We start from the raw sequence: 18,118 nt of genomic DNA, 5'->3' as shown, positions 1-18,118 counted from the left end.
GGTGAAGATGCGGATCGCTCCGGCTTAGCGGAGTGCGTGTTCTTGCAGTTCGGGGTTTTGTTCGAGGGTGGAGACGCGGGCGTATCCGATGATGCTCACAGTCTCGGTCCTTCTGGTCTGCTGCTGTGTTGTGGGATGGTGCGGCTGTTCATGAGTTGGTGGTCGACCTCGGGGCTCCAGTGGGTGTGAAACTTGGTGGTGTCGAGGTCGGCTAGTTCCGGTTCCGGAGCGGCCGGCTTGGGGGCTGGCCGGATCTCGGTGGTCTGTGGGTCATGTTGTGGTGCTTCGGGTTTGATCTGGCTCGCCCAGGTATAGGTCTGTTCGGGCATGGTGTCGTAGTGCTCGATCATCGCCTGCCAGTGCGCGGGGAACGTCATGACGTTCTCGCGGGGTGCGGTGGCGATGGAGTCCATGGGCACTTCGGTGACAGGTTTGATCGCGGGTCGTAGGACGTCGGCGAGGATGGTTCCGCCGTCGATGTAGGCGAAGTTGCGGGCGGCTTGGACGGCGTCGGCGCTGAGTTCGCGCCATTCGATTGCCCATCCGACGTCGCGTGCGAGTTGGTCGAAGAAAACCCTTTGGGTGCGGGAGTTTCCGTCGACGAACGGGTGGACACTGGTGAGATCTCCCCAGTGTCCGGCGAGGTCCTGGACGAACGCTTCGTGGCTGTGGTGGTTGACGTAGACGCCGCTGTTGATGTCGGTGAACACTCGGTCGAGTTCGCCTGGGATGGCGGCGGGTGGGTCGTGGAGGATGCCGAGATCGCCTGGCGCGGTGTCGATGGTGCGGATTTCACCGGCCCATTCGTACAGGTCGCCGAGTAGGTGTCGGTGGATTGCTTGCAGGTGCGCGAAGTCGAAGTGTCCGTCGATCGGGTTCGCTGCCAATTCCGCCATTCGTGATCTCGTTGTTCATGGCGTTCCTTTCTGTCGTTTCCGGCGATTGTGCCTGGTAGCTCCGACACGGACCTACGGACGGGTTTTCAGAACAGAGTGTTTTGGGTTTGTGCGGCGGCGTTGTCGGTGCGTTTCTCGTAGGCGGTTGCGAGGGTTTGCGCGGTGGTGGGGCTGCATCCCATTTCGGTGCCGATGTCGTCCCAGCTGGCTCCGTGGTGGTGCAGTTGCCAGGCATCGTGTTCGTCGTCGCTCACGTTCAACCCTCCTCTTCGGCGGGTGTCTTGAGTTCTCGGCGGAGGCGTAGGGCTACGACGTAGTGGTAGACGGCAAGCCCGAGGAGGCTTGTTCCGGCGATGAGTGAAATGGTTGTTCCGCCGGTGAGGAAGATGATGCCTACGGCGAGGCTGATCAGCGCGACGACGGTGTGCGCTTTCCAGCCGGGTTTGCTGGTGTCTTTTTCGGTCGTCATGGTCGATTCCCTTTGTCGTTTGGGGCTTTTCGGAGGCTGGCGGCTTTGGTGAAGCTGTAGACGGAGGCGGTGAGGGCGATGATTCCGGCGGTGATCATGTGTTTGGTGCCGATGGTGAAGTCCAGGGCTGCGACGGCGAGCGCGAGGACTCCGAAGATGCTGTGTTTCAACACTCTCGGTTTGTTAGTCATGGGCGGCCTTCGCGGATGGCTGCGAGGCGTTGGGAGGCTGCGCGGCGTTCGCGGCCGATGCTGAGCAGGTGTTCGAACAGTTGGTCTTCGGGGAGTTCTTCGGCGGCTTGGGCGAGGGATCGTGCTGCTTCGCGGAATCCGCGCCGGTAGGCCTGGGTGAGGACTGCTGCGATGTTGTGCTCGAGTTCGGCGGACGGGATGCCGATGGTGGTGATGTCGGTGAGTGCTTTGGTGAGTTGTTTCCCGAGGTGTCCGCTGGTGCGTCCTTCCTGCTGCAAGGTGGCGAAGACATGGGCACTGTTGTGCGGTTTGCCGGAAGTGACTAGCTCCTCGATGGCGGTGAACAGTGCCGCGTTCACGGGCCGGTAGAAGTCTGCGCTGGTCAGAGCTGCGACGGCACGTTTCGCGCTCTCAGCCGGCGCCCAGAGCAGCGAGCACAGGAGTTGAGCCTCGACGTCGAGGGCGGTGCTGTACTCGCGAGGGGACTGAACCCGAGGTCTCCCCCACCGACGATGAACTGCCGTGCGGCGATTGCTGCGTGATAGGCGTGGTACGCGTTTCCGAGGATGCTGATCACGACAACGCTGACTGCAAGCGCTATGTAGAAGCCTCTGTCGCGTTTGTTCATGTTGAGCTTGCTGATGATGACGATGGCGATGGTCGCGCCGAGGATTGCACTGTCGACGATCGCCGGGAAAATCCAGGTCAGGTGTTCGGGGATCAGCGCTTGCCTTGCAAGGTCGCGTTGTACGGCGAAGGAAAGTACGAATGCGCCGGTGGTGATGCCGAGTGCAATGACGATCGCGAGTGCGAGTGCGGCGAGCAATGCGCCTAGCTGGATACGGGCAGCCCGGAGGCTAAAGTCGTTCATGATCGGGTTTTTCCTTCCAAAGGTTCCCGGTCTGGAGCTTCGCCGGGTTGCCTCCTTGTGGGACCCCCATTTAGCTTTCCGTGTATGTCCGCATCTACGGATATACGTACATACGAAAGGGGTCAGCGTCGAGCGAGAACGTCACGTTTTACCCGTTACTGAGGGTTCGTCGGCCAACAGACGTTCAACCAAGACGACAAGAATCTCCTGGGCAGTCACCCGGGCAAGTCCCAAGTCTCTGACTGCTGGGAACGACGAAGCACTTCGTGCCGAACCACCCCGCCATGGGGTGAATGTCCGTTATCTTCCTCGATAGTGGTTGCAATCTCCTGGCTGCTTGGCATCCCGCGCACGGATGCTGTCACCACGAAAGGGAGCACATCTGTGAATGGACCCGAAACGCCTACTCGTTTGTCCCGAACCACCGCAGCCCTCGGTGTCGGCGCGCTCGCTGCCGCGATCACCTTCGGCAGTGCAGTTGGTACTGCATCAGCCGATGGCCCGGTCGCCGACTTCGGCAGTATCTCGTTCTCGGTGACCAACGGTCCCGACAACACCATCTACGACATCAACGCCATCATCAATCTCCCACCCGGCACACTGCCACCAGGGATGATGAACCCTCAGATCACTGCGCCCGCCGCGGCCACTCAACCAGTCAACGACTCCTTTGCAGGCACCGCGTTGGACTTCGTTCTGAGCTTCATCCAGGCTGTGGCCAGATAGCCGACAACAAAAAACGAGGCTACAAACTCGCTAGAGTTTGTAGCCTCGTCTTGTGGTGGGCGAAGGGGGACTTGAACCCCCACGTCCCGAAGGACACTGGCACCTGAAGCCAGCGCGTCTGCCATTCCGCCACTCGCCCGAGCAACGCCGAAACATTATCACGACAAACTTTGAAAGTTCTATTCGTGCAGCTCAGGGCACGAATCGATGAACACCGAGCACCCAAAAGCCCAGAACCGATACCATGCTGAAACAGCGGCCAGGTACTGCCGAAGCGACATTTGACAGTACCGTGGAACCTGTACAGCAGTTTGGACGACACGCGACAAGGCGGTGCCGGCGCTACTTGCCGAGCATTTTGCCGTCGTAGATGCGAGGCGAGAGGAGGGCCCGATGGGCATCGTGCAGCGATTCGAACGAAAGCTCCAAGGAGCTGTCGGCGACGCATTCGCGCGGGTCTTCGGTGGTGGTGTTGTGCCGCAGGAAGTAGAGGCGGCGCTCCAGCAGGAGGCACGTGACCGCGTCGAGCACCTCGGCGGCGGAATCCTTCTCGCCCCCAACAACTACGTGATCACCATCAACAACTCCGATCACGAAGAGTTGGCCGCCGATCGCGAACTGACGACAAAAGCTTTCAGCCGACACCTGCAGGATTTCATCCGCGATCAGGGTTGGCAGACGTACGGCGATATCTCGGTCACATTCGAGCCTTCGCCTACGCTCCACACCGGTCAGTTCCGCACCCGCGGAACCGTCGACCCGGATGGTGACGCCGAGCAGGCATCACCGCCGTCGCATGTTCCGCAGGTTTCGTCGCGGCCTCCACAACGGCCGCCTCAGCGACCCGCACCGATTGTTCCCCCTGTTTCCAATCCAGTCCCGTCACAACCAGGAGCCGGCCCCATGACGCAGAACTCAGGCTACGAACCAAGCCGCGAACCGGCGGGTCGCCAGCCCGAACCGCAGCAGCCGGCACGGAACGGGTACTCCCACGACGACGGCGGTTACGCCGCTCCGCAGGGCCAGGAAGCGCCGTACCAGAACGGTTACGACCGCGGCGACGGTTACCGCACGGGCGACGACCAGCAGGGCTACAACCAGCAGCAGGGTGGCTACGACCAGCAGGCGTACCCGAACCAGCAGCAGCCGTACGAGCAGGCCGGTTACGACCAGCAGGGCTATGACCAGCAGGGCGGCGGCTACGACCAGCAGGGCTACCAGCAGCAGCCGTACGATCAGCAGGGCTACGGCCAGCAGGCGTACCAGGGTGGGTACGACCAGCAGGGCTACCAGCAGGGTGGCTACGACCAGCAGGGTTACCAGCAGCCGTACAACGGCCAGTCGTACGATCAGCCGGGCTACGACCAGCAGAGCTACCAGCAGGGCGGCTACGACCAGCAGGCGTACACACAGCAGCCGTACGAGCAGGCCGGCTACGAGCAGGGCGGCAACTTCGAGCAGACGCAGGCCTACCCGCAGCAGGGCTACGCCCAGCCGCAGGGCGGTTACGCACCGACGGCGCAGAGCCTGACGGCAACCCTGCAGCTCGAGGACGGCAGCGGACGTCACTTCCAGCTTCGCGACGGCAGCAATGTCATCGGCCGCGGCCAGGAAGCTCAGTTCCGCCTCCCGGACACCGGCGTCTCACGTCGCCACATCGACATCCGTTGGGACGGCCGCACCGCGATGCTGTCCGATCTGGGATCCACGAACGGCACCACCGTCAACGGTGCACCGGTCCAGGACTGGCAGCTGGCAGACGGCGACATCATTCGTGCAGGTCACTCGGAGATTCTGGTTCGCATTCTCTGAGCTGAGAAACGGACGCCAGGATTTTTCCGATAACAATCGAACATTCGGCGGTCCGTCGGCGCGCCGCCGTCACGCGGCTGTCAGTATCGTGATCTTCGGGGCCCAGAGCCCCCTATGATGCTGCCAGTCGACAATGCTCGAACCCCGCTGCGGCGGGGCTCGAGCCATAGAAGGAGGTGGACAGCCGTGCAGGGCCTGATTCTGCAACTCACACGGGCGGGCTTCCTGCTCCTACTGTGGCTGTTCGTCTGGGCAGTCCTCCGCACTCTCCGCTCCGACATCTATGCCGGCTCCGGGGTCAGGGTTCCGCCGCGGTACACCCGCGCCGGAAAGGTCCTGCCCTCGCTGGGCAAGGCGAAGGTGCCTCGGTACCTGGTGGTCACGCAGGGCGCCCTCGCCGGCACCCGCATCACCCTCGGTTCTCAACCCGTCATGATCGGCCGCGCCGACGATTCGACGCTCGTTCTCACCGACGATTACGCGTCGACGCGCCATGCGCGGCTCTCGCAGCGCGGCGCTGATTGGTACGTCGAGGATCTCGGTTCGACCAACGGCACCTATCTGGACCGCGCCAAGGTCACCACTGCGGTGCGCGTGCCTCTGGGCACCCCGGTTCGCGTCGGCAAGACGGTAATCGAGCTACGCCCGTGACCCTTGTTCTCCGCTACGCGGCGCGCAGCGACCGCGGTCTCGTGCGCTCCAACAACGAAGATTCCGTCTACGCCGGTGCACGCCTGCTGGCCTTGGCCGACGGTATGGGCGGACACGCGGCCGGTGAGGTCGCGTCGCAGTTGATGATTGCCGCCCTGGCGCATCTCGACGACGACGAGCCCGGCGAGGATCTGCTCGGCAAGCTCGAGGCAGCCACCCGCGAGGGCAACGATTCCATCGCCGATCACGTCGAGGAAGAACCCGAACTCGACGGCATGGGCACCACGCTCACCGCGATCCTCTTCTCCGGCAGCAAGCTCGGCCTCGTGCACATCGGCGACTCGCGCGCCTACCTGCTGCGCGACGACCACCTGACGCAGATCACCCGTGACGACACGTTCGTTCAGTCGCTGGTCGACGAGGGCCGGATCACCGCCGAACAGGCACACACGCACCCGCAGCGATCCCTGATCATGCGGGCGCTGACCGGCAACGAGATCGAGCCGACGCTCACCGTGCGCGAAGCCCGCGCCGGCGATCGTTACCTGCTCTGCTCCGACGGCCTCTCCGACGTGGTCAGCGACGAGACCATCGAGAACACGATGCGCGAGGGCTCGCAGGAGCAGTGCGCCGACCGTCTCATCGAATTGGCGCTGCGCAGCGGCGGTCCCGACAACGTCACCGTCGTCGTCGCCGATGTCATCGACCTCGACTACGGCCAGTCGCATCCCATCGTCGCGGGCGCCGCGTCGACGGAAGAGGAAGAGGACGCCCCTCCCCCCAACACCGCTGCCGGCCGCGCCGCTGCCATGCGTCCGCCGCGCGCGACGCCCAAGCGAGTTGTCTCCCAACCCGAACCGGAACCGAAGAAGAAGCGGAACCGGTTGTGGTGGGTGGTCCTCGCCGTGGTGCTGATCGCGCTGGTCGGCGTCGGCGCCGTGATCGGCCGCGCCGTCATCCGCAACAACTACTACGTCGGCGAAGACAACGGTCGCGTGACGGTGCTGCGCGGAATCCCCGGTTCGGTGCTCGGCTACTCGCTGCAAGACGCGGATCTGGTGGGTTGCGTCGGCGACGACGACGTCCTGACCCTCGTCTCCCCCGACGCGATTCCCAGCAACTGCAACATCCTCGAAGTGACGGATCTGCAGCCGTCGGCGCAGGAGCAGGTGCGCGCCGGGTTGCCGTCCGGCAAGCGTGAGGATGCGCAGAGCCAGATGATCCGTCTCATCGGCGGCGATCTGCTGCCTCGTTGTGAGCCGATTCCGACGACGACGGCCACGCCCACTCCCCCGCCGGCACCGGAGACCACGCCGCCCCCCGCACCGCCCGGGGAGCCTGCTGCGCCGACGACGGCGGCACCCACGACTACGCCGACGCCGACCGACATTCCCGGTCAGACTTGCAGGACGGTCAACTGATGTCGTCCAACGCAGCTGCGGGGACGGCTTTTCCGAGTCCGCCCGGAGGTTTTGCCCCGGCGCCGGTCCAGTCGACCCGTCGAAACATGGAGCTGCTGCTCCTGGGCTTTGCCGTCATCATCACGACGGTCTCGCTTCTGCTCGTCGAGGCGAGCCAGGAACAGAAGATCACTCTCGATCTGGCCAAGTACGCGCTCGCGTACACGGGCTTGTTCCTGATCGCGCACTTGGCAATTCGGCGGTATGCGCCGTACGCCGATCCGCTGTTGCTCCCGATCGTCGCCCTGCTCAACGGCCTGGGTTTGGTGCTCATCCACCGACTCGACCTCGCCGACGAACAGACTGCGCTCTACAACGGCGTCGAGGCACCGTCACCGGATGCGAACCAGCAGGTCATGTGGACTGCACTGGCGATCACCGGTTTCGTGTTGCTGCTCGTGTTCTTGAAGGACTACCGCCTGATGGCGCGGTTCAGCTACACCCTCGGCCTCGCAGGTCTGGTGTTCCTGGCGATTCCTGCGATCCTGCCGGCGAAGTTCTCGAGCGTGAACGGCGCGAAGATCTGGATTCGCCTGCCCGGATTCAGCATTCAGCCAGGTGAGTTCGCGAAGATCCTGCTCATCATCTTCTTCGCGTCAGTGCTCGTCGCGAAGCGCGACCTGTTCACCTCGGCCGGTAAACACTTCCTGGGCATGGACTTTCCGCGGGCCCGAGACCTCGGTCCGATCCTGCTCGCCTGGATCGTCTCGGTGGGCGTTCTCGTCTTCGAAACCGACCTCGGTACGTCGTTGCTGCTCTTCAGCACCGTGCTGGTGATGCTCTACATCGCGACCGAACGTGTGGGCTGGCTGGTGATCGGCGGCGGACTGCTCGCCATCGGATTCTTCTTCGCCTACAAGATGTTCGGACACGTGCGCGTGCGCGTCGACACCTGGCTGGACCCGCTCGGCGACTACGCCAACACCGGGTATCAGATCTCGCAATCGCTGTTCGGCCTGGCCACCGGCGGTATCGCCGGAACAGGTCTGGGCAGTGGTCGACCCAACCAGGTGCCATTCGCGAAGACGGACTTCATCATCGCGACCATCGGCGAAGAGCTCGGCTTGATCGGCCTGGCCGCTGTGCTGATGCTGTTCTTGCTTCTCATCGTCCGCGGCCTGCGTACGGCGTTGGCAGTGCGCGACAGCTTCGGCAAACTGCTCGCCGCCGGTCTGTCGTTCACCATCGCGATCCAGATCTTCGTTGTCGTCGGCGGCGTCACCAAGCTGATCCCGCTGACGGGTCTGACTACACCGTTCATGTCGTACGGCGGCTCGTCGCTGCTCGCGAATTACCTACTGCTGGCCATCCTCGTCCGGATCTCGGACGCGGCTCGTGCGCCGGTAGTGACGAAGAAGAAAGGTCCGCCCCCAATCGCTGACGCCAATACCGAGATGATGCCGCGCGTATGAACACTCCACTGCGCCGCGTCGCGATGGCCGTCATGGTGATGGTCGTCGCGCTCCTCGCCAACGCCACGTACGTACAGGTCATCAAAGCTGACGACCTGCGAGCCGACCCGCGCAACTCGCGGGTGCTGCTCGACGAGTACTCACGCCAGCGAGGTCAGATCTCGGCTTCCGGTCAGGTGCTTGCCGCCTCCCGCGCCACCGACGACCGGTACAAGTACCTGCGCGAGTATCCGAATCCGTACCCGTACGCACCGGTCACGGGCTTCTACTCGATGCAGTACGGCAGCGCCGGCCTCGAGCGCACCGAAGATCCGATTCTCAACGGCTCGGACAACCGGTTGTTCAGTCAGCGCTTCTTCGACCTGGTGTCCGGACGCGATCCGCGCGGCGGCAACGTCGTCACGACGCTCAATCCGGCCATGCAGCAGGTGGCGTACGACCAGCTGACCAGCAAGGGTTACACCGGTTCCGTCGTCGCGATCGAGCCGAGCACCGGACGCATCCTGACGATGGTCAGCACTCCGAGCTACGACCCGAACCTGCTTGCCAGCCACGACGGCGCCGAAACCACCAAGGCGTGGGACGAGCTCAATGCCGATCCCAACGATCCGTTGGTCAACCGCGCTATCTCGCAGACCTACCCGCCCGGTTCGACGTTCAAGGTGCTCACCACGGCTGCAGCTCTTGGCAACGGTGCGACGCCGGACGACCAGCTGACCGCGGCGCCGCAGATCACGCTGCCCGGCACCAGCACGACCCTCGAGAACTACAACGGCAGCACGTGCGGCCCCAACCCGACGGCGTCGTTGCGTGACGCGTTTGCGCGCTCGTGCAACACGGCTTTCGTCGAACTGGGCATCAAGGACGGCGCCGACGCCATCAAGGACGAGGCCAGCGCCTTCGGCATCGGACCCAACACTCCCGCGATCCCGCTGCCGGTTGCGGACAGCACCGTCGGCGACATCTCCGACGACGCGGCTCTCGGCCAGACCAGTATCGGCCAGCGCGACGTCGCGGTGACCCCGCTCGAGAATGCAGTGATCGCCGCTACCGTCGCCAACGGTGGTGTGCGGATGCAGCCCAACCTGATCTCCCAGTTGCAGGCACCGGATCTGACCGATCTCAGTACGCCGTCACCGGTGTCGATGGGTCAGGCGATCTCGCCGGCAGTTGCGGCAACGCTGACCGATCTGATGATCGGCTCGGAGAACTTCACCGGCGGCGACGGCAAGATCCCCGGCGTTCAGATCGCGTCCAAGACCGGTACCGCCGAGCACGGCGTGAATCCGCGGGAAACTCCGCCGCACGCCTGGTACATCGCTTTTGCACCGGCGCAGAATCCGACGGTCGCCGTGGCCGTCATCGTCGAGAACGGTGGTGACCGCGGACTCGCCGCTACCGGTGGCTCGGTTGCTGCGCCGATCGGTCGTGCAGTCATCGCAGCCGGAATCCAAGGGGGCTGAACCGTGGCGTTGAACAACGGCGCTTTGATCGCCGATCGTTACCGATTGATCCGTCTCATCGCCACCGGTGGGATGGGTCAGGTGTGGGAAGCCACCGACTCCCGGCTCAACCGTCGCGTCGCCGTCAAGGTACTCAAGTCCGAGTTCTCTTCCGATCCGGAGTTCTTGGAGCGCTTCCGCTTCGAGGCCCGCACCACCGCACAGCTCAACCATCCCGGTATCGCCGGAATCTACGACTACGGCGAGACCCGTGACAGCTCGGGTGATTCCACGGCGTACCTGGTGATGGAACTCGTCAACGGTGAACCGCTCAACGCCGTCCTGGCACGCGTCGGCCGCCTGGCGGTTCCGCATGCCCTCGACATGCTCGAGCAGACCGGCCGCGCCCTGCAGGTCGCACACGACGCCGGTGTCGTGCACCGCGACGTGAAGCCGGGCAATATCCTCATCACGCCTACTGGCCAGGTGAAGATCACGGACTTCGGCATCGCCAAGGCCGTCGAGAACTCTCCTGTCACGCGCACGGGAATGGTGATGGGCACCGCCCAGTACATCGCGCCCGAGCAGGCCCTCGGTCAGGACGCGACCGCGGCGAGCGACGTGTACTCGCTGGGAATCGTCGGATACGAAGCACTTTCGGGTCGACGCCCGTTCACCGGTGACGGCGCGCTGACCGTCGCGATGAAGCACGTGCAGGAAACCCCGGCGCCGATGCCGGCCGACCTGCCGCCGAACATCCGCGAGCTCATCGACATCACGTTGACCAAGGATCCGGCCGGCCGCTACGCCAGTGGCGGCGAGTTCGCCGACGCCGTTGCAGCCGTTCGGGCAGGGAGACGTCCACCGCCGCCCGGTCTGCTCGCCACCGGTGCCGCGAGCGCGTTGCCGGCAACGGGTGCCACGCAGGTCATGCCGCCGACGTACGCGGGCCCGGTGACGGGCGCCGCTGCTGCGGACGACGCGGCAGCCGGCGGACTGACCAGTGGACAGAAGGCCGTGGCGTGGGCCGGCGGCGGATTGATCCTGTTGGCGTTGATCATCGGCGGAGTCTGGATCGCGACCGACGGTCCGAGCGACCCGACGCCGCCCGTCGTCACGTCCACGACGTTGCCGACCACCACGACGACCAAGCCCACCACCACGACGACTCGGCCGACGACGACGACCACCGAGCCGACAACAACGACGACTCGGCCGACGACCACAACGACCGAGCCGACAACCACCACGACAACGCCGACCACGACCACAACAACTCCGACGACCACAACCACCACCACGACGACAACGACGACCACAACGACCACTGAGCCGTTGGCGGATCCCGGAGACGCTGAAGAACCGCTAGGACAAGACCAATGACGACACCCCGCAATCTCTCCTCCCGCTACGAGCTGGGTGAGATTCTCGGCTTCGGCGGAATGTCCGAGGTTCACCTGGCGCGCGACCTCCGACTCAGCCGCGACGTCGCGATCAAGGTGCTGCGTGCAGACCTCGCACGCGATCCCACGTTCTACTTGCGGTTTCGTCGTGAGGCGCAGAACGCTGCCGCGCTGAACCATCCGGCGATCGTGGCCGTCTACGACACCGGTGAAGCCGAGACCGACGCCGGGCCGCTGCCGTACATCGTCATGGAGTACGTCGACGGCGACACGTTGCGTGACATCGTGCGCAGCACCGGGCCGATGGCTCCGCGCAAGGCGATGGAAGTGATCGCGGACGTCTGTGCCGCTTTGGACTTCAGCCACCGCAACGGCATCGTGCACCGCGACGTCAAGCCCGCCAACATCATGATCAACCGTGCCGGCGCCGTGAAGGTGATGGACTTCGGTATCGCCCGTGCCATTTCCGACGCGTCGAGCCCGATGACGCAGACGGCCGCCGTGATCGGCACCGCTCAGTACCTCTCGCCGGAGCAGGCGCGAGGTGAGCAGGTCGACGCGCGTTCGGACGTGTACTCGCTCGGTTGTGTGCTGTTCGAGATTCTGACGGGCGAGCCGCCCTTCAAGGGTGATTCACCGGTCGCCGTGGCGTACCAGCATGTTCGTGAAGATCCGCAGACGCCGTCGGAGATCAATCCCGACATTCCGCGCGAGCTGGATTCGATCATTCTCAAGGCGATGAGCAAGAACCCGGCCAACCGCTACCAGAGCGCCGGCGACATGCGCAGCGACTTGGTACGTGTCCTGGGCGGTCAGCGTCCGAGTGCGCCGATGGTGATGAACGACGAGGACCGCACCACCATCCTCGGCGCCGTCGGCTCCGACACCGGGAACTACCGCACTGCTCCCGATCCGGTCGAGCCGGTTGCTGCGAGGACAACTCGCGCCGCCGAGCCGCCTGCCAAGAAGAAGGGCGGACGCTACGCCCTGATGGGCATCGCGGCGCTTCTGGTGATCGGTCTGGTGACGTTCTTCCTCATTCGGGTGAACTCGCCGAAGGTCGAGATGGTGACCGTTCCGGGTGACCTGACCAACCAGCCCGCCGACGTCGCCGAGGCGACGCTGACCAACGCCGGATTCCAGGTGGAGCGTCAGCAGAAGACGGACAAGGTGATCGCCGCCGGAAACGTCATCACGACGCGTCCGGTTGCCGGGGTGCGTATCGAGAAGGGCAGCACCGTCACCATCGACGTGTCCACCGGACCCGAGCAGGTCGCGATCCCACGCCTGACCGGGCTGAGCCAGGACGACGCGGAGAAGAAGCTCAACTCCGTCGGACTCCGACTTGATCCGACCATCGGCAAGGCGGCATCGACCGTCGCCGAGGTCGACAAGATCGTCAATCAGGATCCGGCCGTCGGAGTGTCGGTTGTTCTCGATTCCGCGGTCTCGATCACCGTCGGCACCGGACCGGAGCAGGTTCGTGTCCCGGACGTCACCGGTCAGCGTGAAGAGGTGGCGAGGCCCAACATCGAAGGTGCCGGGTTCGTCGTCCAGATCACGGAGATCGATTCGGGACTGCCGAAGGGACAGGTTGTTTCGACCGACCCGACCGGCGGTACGTCGGCCACCAAGGGTTCGACCGTGACGCTACGAGTGTCCAATGGCAACCAGGTCGCGATGCCTGATCTGACCAACAAGACGGTGTCGGAGGCGTTGAGCACGCTTCGCGCAGCCGGTTGGGCGGGAACTGCATCGCAACTGGTGCAGAACCAGAGCACGACGCTCACCCCGGAAATGGTGGGCAAGATCGTCTCGCAGACGCAGCCTCCGGGCTCGGAGATCTCCAAGGACGCGGTCATCACCGTCAGCGTCGGAGCGCTCGGAATCCCCGGCCGCTAGCAAAGTGAAAAAGTGCCTCCCGGAGATTTCCGGGAGGCACTTTTTTGTGGACAGGTGTCAGAGAATTGCGGGTAATGCGCCACCGAGCGCCGACGCGACCTCGGCCTCGAGGGCTGCGACGAGTCCTTCCGGAGGCGCCTCACCGCAGACTGCGAGCCAGTTCGCGAGCATCCGGTGCCCACCCTGGGTGAGTACGGACTCGGGGTGGAACTGGACGCCGTGAATCGGCAGTTCGCGGTGACGCATCGCCATCACGACGCCGCTCTCGGTGTGTGCGGTCACCTCGAGTTCCTCGGGAATGGTGTCCTCGAGAACCGTCAGCGAGTGGTAGCGGGTAGCGGTGAACGGATCGGGCAGCCCGGCCAGGACGCCGACGTCCTTGTGGTGAACCAGACTCGTCTTGCCGTGAAGCAGTTCGGGCGCGCGGTCGACGGTTCCGCCGAAAGCCGCACCGATCGCCTGATGTCCGAGGCAGACGCCAAGCAGCGGGGTCTTGGTGTCGGCGCAGACCTTCACCAGATCCATCGTCGCTCCCGCGCGCTGCGGAGTTCCGGGGCCCGGGCTCAGGAGAATGCCGTCGAACTGCGCTACTGCACCTTCGAGGTCTGCCGTCAGTTGTGGATCGTCGTTGCGCCAGACCACGGCTTCGGTTCCGAGCTGGCCGAGGTACTGCACCAGGTTGAACACAAAGCTGTCGTAGTTGTCGACGACGAGAATCCTCATGAGAGCAGGGTAAACGCCTGTGCTATCCGCCGGTATAGGCGGGGACCGTGATCTGCGACGGCGTTGCCTGCGTGTACCCGAGGCCGAAGCGGGTCGCGTACTGCTTGTAGATCCGAATGCCCGGTTCGGCAGCGAGGGCCGCCTCGAGGCGCGCAACGTCACCGATGGCGCTCATCACGTACGGCGGGCTGTAGGTACGTCCGTGAAGAAGAAGAGTGTTTCCGATGCACCGCGGCGCCGACGTACTGATGATCCGCTGGTCCTGCATGCCCACCGCTTCGGCCCCGCCGGCCCACAGTGCGTTCAGGACGCTCTGAACGTCCTGCTGATGCACGACGAGGTCGTCCGGGGTGGCGTCGACCGGATACTTGCCGTCGGCGTTGCGCGGAGCGTCCGTCATCGTGACGACAACACCCGGGCCGGTCATCTCCGTCAGTCCCGCGTCGGCGGAGATGTTCTTGATGTCACCGAGCGCGGCGGCCACTCCGGCGTCGGACCGAGCGGCGTCTTGCTGCAGGGAATCGAGCTGAGCGGCAAGTTCGTCCCGGTCGGCCGAAACTTTTTCGGCATTGGCCTGGGCGCTGCGGACAAGATCGGAGAGCCTGGTGCTTTCGGTGACCTGGAGCTGGTTTTCCTCGGCGGATCGTTGCGCCGTGGCGACCATCAGACCGGCTACCAGGCAGACGGCAAGTACACCGATGTGCCAGACGGTTCGTGAAGATTCACCCGAAGACACGTGGCTCCTCCCGGATTGTGCAGGTCGGCCGGTGACCAACTGGACACAGCTACGTTAGCGTGTAGGTAACACATGCAGGTCACACCGTAGAGCGAGGACGTCATGCCCAAGTCGAAGGTCCGTAAGAAGAACGACTACACAGTCAACCCGGCAAACCGCACTCCGGTGAAGGTGAAGATGGGTCCGTCGAGCACGTTGTACGTCTCGGTGATGCTCGGATTCATGCTTGTCGGCCTGGCATGGCTGATTGTGTACTACTTGGCCGCGGATTCGATCACGTGGATGAACGACTTGGGAAACTATAACTTCCTCGTCGGCTTCGGCTTCATGGTTGTGGGCCTTGTGATGACCATGAGATGGCGCTGACCAGCGAGTATCTGATTCGACCCGGATCGTGACCGTCATTCAATTACATGGGTGTCATTCATCCCCATTGTGGATAACTCCTGTGGACAACCTAGGAAGTTATCCACATGCTCGAGGATGAATTTCATCCACAGCCTCGTGACAACGTCACGGAGGTGATCTCGTGGGCCACTCCGATGGGTGTTGTCTACGCGATGTTCGGCGGCGGAATTGCCCTCGCGATCGCCTCGATAATCGCGCCCACGGAGCCTGCCGGACGCTTCCTGCTCGCCCTCGCGGTGATCGGGCTGTTCGTGATGGGCGGACTCGCCCTGCGTCAGCGTCCCCGCCTGGCTGTGATCGAAGACGCGGGAACCAAGTCGATCGCGGTGCAGCGATTGCGCGCCCGCCACGAGTTCACCCGCGAACAGATCGACCGCGTGCGTCTCGTCCGCTACCCGCGTCTGGGTCGACGCGTCCCGATGCTCGAGATCGACATCGTCGACCGTCCCACCGACACGGAGAAGCTGTTGATCTTCGGACGGTGGGATCTCGGCACGTCACCGGAGGACGTCCTGGACGTGCTCGCCGTCCACGGTTTGGTGCCGCCCGAGAAATAAGCGCTGGTTACATGGCCAGTGCCGCGAGGTCCGGCTGCACGATGTCGAGAGCCTGCTGCGGCACCGCGACTGCGTCGCTCGACCATCCCCAGATCGAGTACAGCTCACGGCCGGGGTCGGTGTATCCATCGCGGCCGTGCAGTACCCGGTAGTTGTCGATGCAGATCATCTCGCCGGCTTCTGCTCGGAACATCGGACCGCTGTCTCGCACGTGAATCACAGCCTCACTCCACTGCTTCACCAGCGGCCACTGCGCTACTTCCGATTCACCGGCGATCGGCGCGAGGTACGGGTGATAGCGAACCTGGTTGCGTCCACTCGGCACCGTCCTGGCGATCGGCGCAAATGTGTTCTGCGGGAAGTTCGGTTCCGAATGGTCGATGTCTGTGCTCCAACAGAATTCGGCCAGCTCCGCTGTTGCGGGATCGAAGGCGAGCAATTGGGTCAGTTTGACCGCGTCGATGAGAAACGAGTCGCCGCCACTCGGGTACGCCGGGCGCTTGCACCACAGAAACAGGTAATCGGGAGCGTAATCGCCGAACGCGAAACCGTCGTTGTGGGCGGTCATCCGCTCGCCGGAGATACCGAACGAGCGCTTGCGCCCGCGTTCGTCCACCGGTTGGGTGTCGACGACAGCGGCTTCGGCATCCTGACTTTTGGCGCTCGCCTCGAACTGGCGGCCGACGCGAATGCACTTCTCACCGAGCAACTTCGACGCGAAGGCAATGGCATCTTCCTCGGAGTGCAGGCCACCGAAGACCGCGGCGCCGTCCAGAGCGATTGCCGCCCGGACGGCCTCGACCGTGTCCACGCGCCGCGGAACAACACTTGCCAGCGTCAAATCGGAAGAGAACATTCATGACTCCATACGTCGAGTTGGCCAAACGGTTCAACTCGAGCGTAGGAACTCGTCATTTCGACGGCGTAACTCCGGAAACCGATTCGGTTACGGAGCCAGCCTTTCAGATCACCTTGCCGGGGTTCATTATTCCGTGGGGGTCGAGTGCGCCCTTGATCGCGTGATGCATCGCGACGACGGCCGGTGACAGTTCTTGCGCCAAGCCGCCCATCTTCAGTAGGCCGACGCCGTGCTCACCGGTGACGGTTCCGCCCAACTCGAGGGCGTTGTCGATGATCTCGGCAAAAGCGGCCTGAGCGCGCCTCCGCGCCGCTTCGTCGTCGTGTGGCGTGATCAGCAGCGGGTGCAGGTTGCCGTCACCCGCATGCGCGATGTTCGCGATGTGCGTGTCGTGCCTGGCCGAGATGGCCTCGATCCGTGCCAGCATCTCCGGGACCGCTGCCTTGGGGACGCAGATGTCCTCGGTGAGCACCGGGCCGAGCCGCTCGAGGGCGGGGTACGCCAGACGCCGGGCGGAGAACAGGGCGTCGGCTTCTTCCTCGTCGGTGGATCTGGCGCTCCAGGTAGCTCCAGAGCGGTTGAAGCAGGCCAACATTCGCTCAGCTTCGGCGTCGCCGATCTCGCCCGGTGTGTCGATGCGGCCGAGCAGGACCACCTCGGCGTCAGCCGAGAGGCCCATGTTCTTCCAGGCGTCGACGGCAACGAGACACTGCCGATCGATCAGCTCGAGGGCCGACGGCGTGAGCCCGTCTGCGGCGACGGCCTCGACGGCCTTGCCCGCAGCAACGATGGAGTCGAAGTATCCGACGATGGTGCGTTCGGGATCGCGCTGAGGACGAAGCTTGACGGTCACCTCGGTGATCACCCCGAGAGTGCCTTCGGAGCCGACCATGAGCGCCGAGAGATCAAACCCAGCCACTCCCTTGGCAGTTCGACGCCCGAGCCGAACCAGCTCACCGGTTCCGGTGACCACCTGCATGCCCAGTACGTAGTCCTTGGTGACGCCGTACTTGACGCAACACAGGCCGCCGGCATTGGTCGCGACGTTGCCGCCGATCGTCGACCAGGGTGCGCTCGCCGGATCGGGTGGATACCAGAGGCCGTGCTCGGCGCAGGCGTCGCGGAGGTGATCGTTGACCACTCCGGGTTCGACCACGGCCAAACGCTCGAGGGTGTTGATCTCCTTGATGGCGTTCATCGCGTCGAAGGCGATCACGACGCCGCCGGCGACTGCGTTGGCTCCACCCGACAGACCGGTTCCGGCTCCGCGCGTGACGACGGGCGCACCGTGGGCGATGCACGCCTGCACAACTGTCTGTACCTGCTCGGCTGTGCGCGGGCGGACCACTGCGACCGGCATCTCGTACGGAGCCCACTCGGCGTCGTCGTGGATGTAGCTCGCCATGATGTCGGGGTCGGTGATCAGTCGATCCGCATCGATCTGCGAGCCGAGCGCCTCGAGGAGTGTCATGTCTCCACGATAGTGACGGCCGCTACACCGCCCCATGTAGATTTACTCCGAGAAACCGGAAACTGTATGGACATTCTCTCCATACTCATCGTTGGCCTGACAAGTTGGTCTGACGAGTTGGTCTGACAA

19 protein-coding genes, 1 tRNA gene and 1 pseudogene are annotated in these 18,118 nt (G+C 64.0%); 10 read left to right on the top strand and 11 right to left on the bottom strand.

Going from position 1 to position 18,118, the window contains the following annotated elements; translation table 11 throughout:
* Positions 1 to 95 precede the first annotated feature (95 nt).
* The 6 genes and pseudogenes from ACVZUB_RS00215 to ACVZUB_RS00190 all read right to left on the bottom strand — a co-directional run.
* The gene (locus ACVZUB_RS00215) at positions 96 to 896 is read right to left on the bottom strand and encodes a Fic/DOC family protein (RefSeq protein ID WP_063315327.1); all 801 of its coding nucleotides are present in this window, start codon (positions 894 to 896) and stop codon (positions 96 to 98) included.
* Between the two features lie 86 nt (positions 897 to 982).
* On the bottom strand, positions 983 to 1,150 hold the full coding sequence (locus ACVZUB_RS00210) for a hypothetical protein (protein WP_165638552.1): 168 nt from the start codon (positions 1,148 to 1,150) through the stop codon (positions 983 to 985).
* Between the two features lie 2 nt (positions 1,151 to 1,152).
* Positions 1,153 to 1,365: a hypothetical protein gene (locus tag ACVZUB_RS00205; RefSeq protein ID WP_054781723.1), complete on the bottom strand. Its 213-nt coding sequence runs from the start codon at positions 1,363 to 1,365 to the stop codon at positions 1,153 to 1,155.
* Positions 1,362 to 1,538 (bottom strand): hypothetical protein, encoded by a 177-nt coding sequence (locus ACVZUB_RS00200; protein ID WP_172403474.1) that lies wholly within the window; start codon positions 1,536 to 1,538, stop codon positions 1,362 to 1,364. The genes ACVZUB_RS00205 and ACVZUB_RS00200 overlap by 4 nt, the downstream gene beginning before the upstream one ends.
* 14 nt (positions 1,539 to 1,552) lie before the next feature.
* Entirely contained in the window at positions 1,553 to 1,987 is a 435-nt protein-coding gene (locus ACVZUB_RS00195; protein ID WP_482628558.1) for a DnaB-like helicase N-terminal domain-containing protein, read from the bottom strand.
* 44 nt (positions 1,988 to 2,031) lie between these two features.
* Positions 2,032 to 2,427 (bottom strand): annotated as a pseudogene (locus tag ACVZUB_RS00190) (DUF2637 domain-containing protein); the annotation flags it as partial.
* A gap of 384 nt (positions 2,428 to 2,811) precedes the next feature.
* Between ACVZUB_RS00190 and ACVZUB_RS00185 the strand changes: the two are divergent.
* Positions 2,812 to 3,153, top strand: a complete 342-nt coding sequence (locus tag ACVZUB_RS00185; protein ID WP_312638009.1) for a hypothetical protein — start codon at positions 2,812 to 2,814, stop codon at positions 3,151 to 3,153.
* 53 nt (positions 3,154 to 3,206) lie between these two features.
* On the opposite strand, the gene ACVZUB_RS00180 is transcribed toward ACVZUB_RS00185, so the two are convergent.
* A tRNA-Leu gene (locus tag ACVZUB_RS00180) sits at positions 3,207 to 3,292 on the bottom strand.
* Between the two features lie 254 nt (positions 3,293 to 3,546).
* On the opposite strand from ACVZUB_RS00180, the gene ACVZUB_RS00175 reads away from it, so the two are divergent.
* The 7 genes from ACVZUB_RS00175 (at position 3,547) to pknB (ending at position 13,235) form a co-directional block, all read left to right on the top strand.
* A complete protein-coding gene (locus tag ACVZUB_RS00175; RefSeq protein WP_020905627.1) occupies positions 3,547 to 4,965 on the top strand; it encodes a DUF3662 and FHA domain-containing protein in 1,419 nt (472 codons plus the stop codon).
* A 186-nt stretch (positions 4,966 to 5,151) separates the two neighbouring features.
* Complete coding sequence (locus tag ACVZUB_RS00170) at positions 5,152 to 5,616, top strand: FHA domain-containing protein FhaB/FipA (protein ID WP_003943418.1); 465 nt, start codon at positions 5,152 to 5,154, stop codon at positions 5,614 to 5,616.
* The gene (locus tag ACVZUB_RS00165; RefSeq protein ID WP_007735776.1) at positions 5,613 to 7,037 is read left to right on the top strand and encodes a PP2C family protein-serine/threonine phosphatase; all 1,425 of its coding nucleotides are present in this window, start codon (positions 5,613 to 5,615) and stop codon (positions 7,035 to 7,037) included. The genes ACVZUB_RS00170 and ACVZUB_RS00165 overlap by 4 nt, the downstream gene beginning before the upstream one ends.
* Positions 7,037 to 8,488 carry an FtsW/RodA/SpoVE family cell cycle protein gene (locus ACVZUB_RS00160; protein WP_007735775.1) on the top strand — a complete coding sequence of 484 codons (1,452 nt, stop codon included), beginning with the start codon at positions 7,037 to 7,039 and terminating at the stop codon, positions 8,486 to 8,488. The genes ACVZUB_RS00165 and ACVZUB_RS00160 overlap by 1 nt, the downstream gene beginning before the upstream one ends.
* Positions 8,485 to 9,951, top strand: coding sequence for a peptidoglycan D,D-transpeptidase FtsI family protein (locus ACVZUB_RS00155; protein WP_007735774.1), 1,467 nt, complete (start codon positions 8,485 to 8,487; stop codon positions 9,949 to 9,951). The genes ACVZUB_RS00160 and ACVZUB_RS00155 overlap by 4 nt, the downstream gene beginning before the upstream one ends.
* A gap of 3 nt (positions 9,952 to 9,954) precedes the next feature.
* A complete protein-coding gene (locus tag ACVZUB_RS00150; protein ID WP_063315330.1) occupies positions 9,955 to 11,313 on the top strand; it encodes a protein kinase domain-containing protein in 1,359 nt (452 codons plus the stop codon).
* Positions 11,310 to 13,235 carry a Stk1 family PASTA domain-containing Ser/Thr kinase gene (pknB, locus tag ACVZUB_RS00145; RefSeq protein ID WP_007729221.1) on the top strand — a complete coding sequence of 642 codons (1,926 nt, stop codon included), beginning with the start codon at positions 11,310 to 11,312 and terminating at the stop codon, positions 13,233 to 13,235. Before ACVZUB_RS00150 ends, pknB begins: the two co-directional genes overlap by 4 nt.
* Before the next feature lie 57 nt (positions 13,236 to 13,292).
* Here the strand turns inward: pknB and ACVZUB_RS00140 are convergent, their stop codons facing one another.
* Together ACVZUB_RS00140 and ACVZUB_RS00135 are read right to left on the bottom strand one after the other, a co-directional pair.
* Positions 13,293 to 13,958 carry an aminodeoxychorismate/anthranilate synthase component II gene (locus tag ACVZUB_RS00140; protein ID WP_003942537.1) on the bottom strand — a complete coding sequence of 222 codons (666 nt, stop codon included), beginning with the start codon at positions 13,956 to 13,958 and terminating at the stop codon, positions 13,293 to 13,295.
* A gap of 22 nt (positions 13,959 to 13,980) precedes the next feature.
* Positions 13,981 to 14,694 carry a DUF881 domain-containing protein gene (locus tag ACVZUB_RS00135; protein ID WP_003942461.1) on the bottom strand — a complete coding sequence of 238 codons (714 nt, stop codon included), beginning with the start codon at positions 14,692 to 14,694 and terminating at the stop codon, positions 13,981 to 13,983.
* A gap of 102 nt (positions 14,695 to 14,796) precedes the next feature.
* Between ACVZUB_RS00135 and crgA the strand changes: the two genes are divergently transcribed.
* Entirely contained in the window at positions 14,797 to 15,060 is a 264-nt protein-coding gene (crgA, locus tag ACVZUB_RS00130; RefSeq protein WP_003942576.1) for a cell division protein CrgA, read from the top strand.
* A 107-nt stretch (positions 15,061 to 15,167) separates the two neighbouring features.
* A complete protein-coding gene (locus ACVZUB_RS00125) occupies positions 15,168 to 15,659 on the top strand; it encodes a PH domain-containing protein (RefSeq protein WP_003942511.1) in 492 nt (163 codons plus the stop codon).
* A gap of 7 nt (positions 15,660 to 15,666) precedes the next feature.
* On the opposite strand, the gene ACVZUB_RS00120 is transcribed toward ACVZUB_RS00125, so the two are convergent.
* Together ACVZUB_RS00120 and ACVZUB_RS00115 are read right to left on the bottom strand one after the other, a co-directional pair.
* On the bottom strand, positions 15,667 to 16,515 hold the full coding sequence (locus ACVZUB_RS00120) for a TauD/TfdA family dioxygenase (RefSeq protein ID WP_064688052.1): 849 nt from the start codon (positions 16,513 to 16,515) through the stop codon (positions 15,667 to 15,669).
* Between the two features lie 106 nt (positions 16,516 to 16,621).
* Positions 16,622 to 17,989 carry an FAD-binding oxidoreductase gene (locus ACVZUB_RS00115; protein WP_482628056.1) on the bottom strand — a complete coding sequence of 456 codons (1,368 nt, stop codon included), beginning with the start codon at positions 17,987 to 17,989 and terminating at the stop codon, positions 16,622 to 16,624.
* Between the last annotated feature and the right edge of the window lie 129 nt (positions 17,990 to 18,118).

This window comes from Rhodococcus sp. OS5, assembly GCF_056837585.1.
The sequence above is the reverse complement of the archived record's forward strand: the minus strand, read 5'-3'. Positions and strand labels throughout refer to the sequence as shown.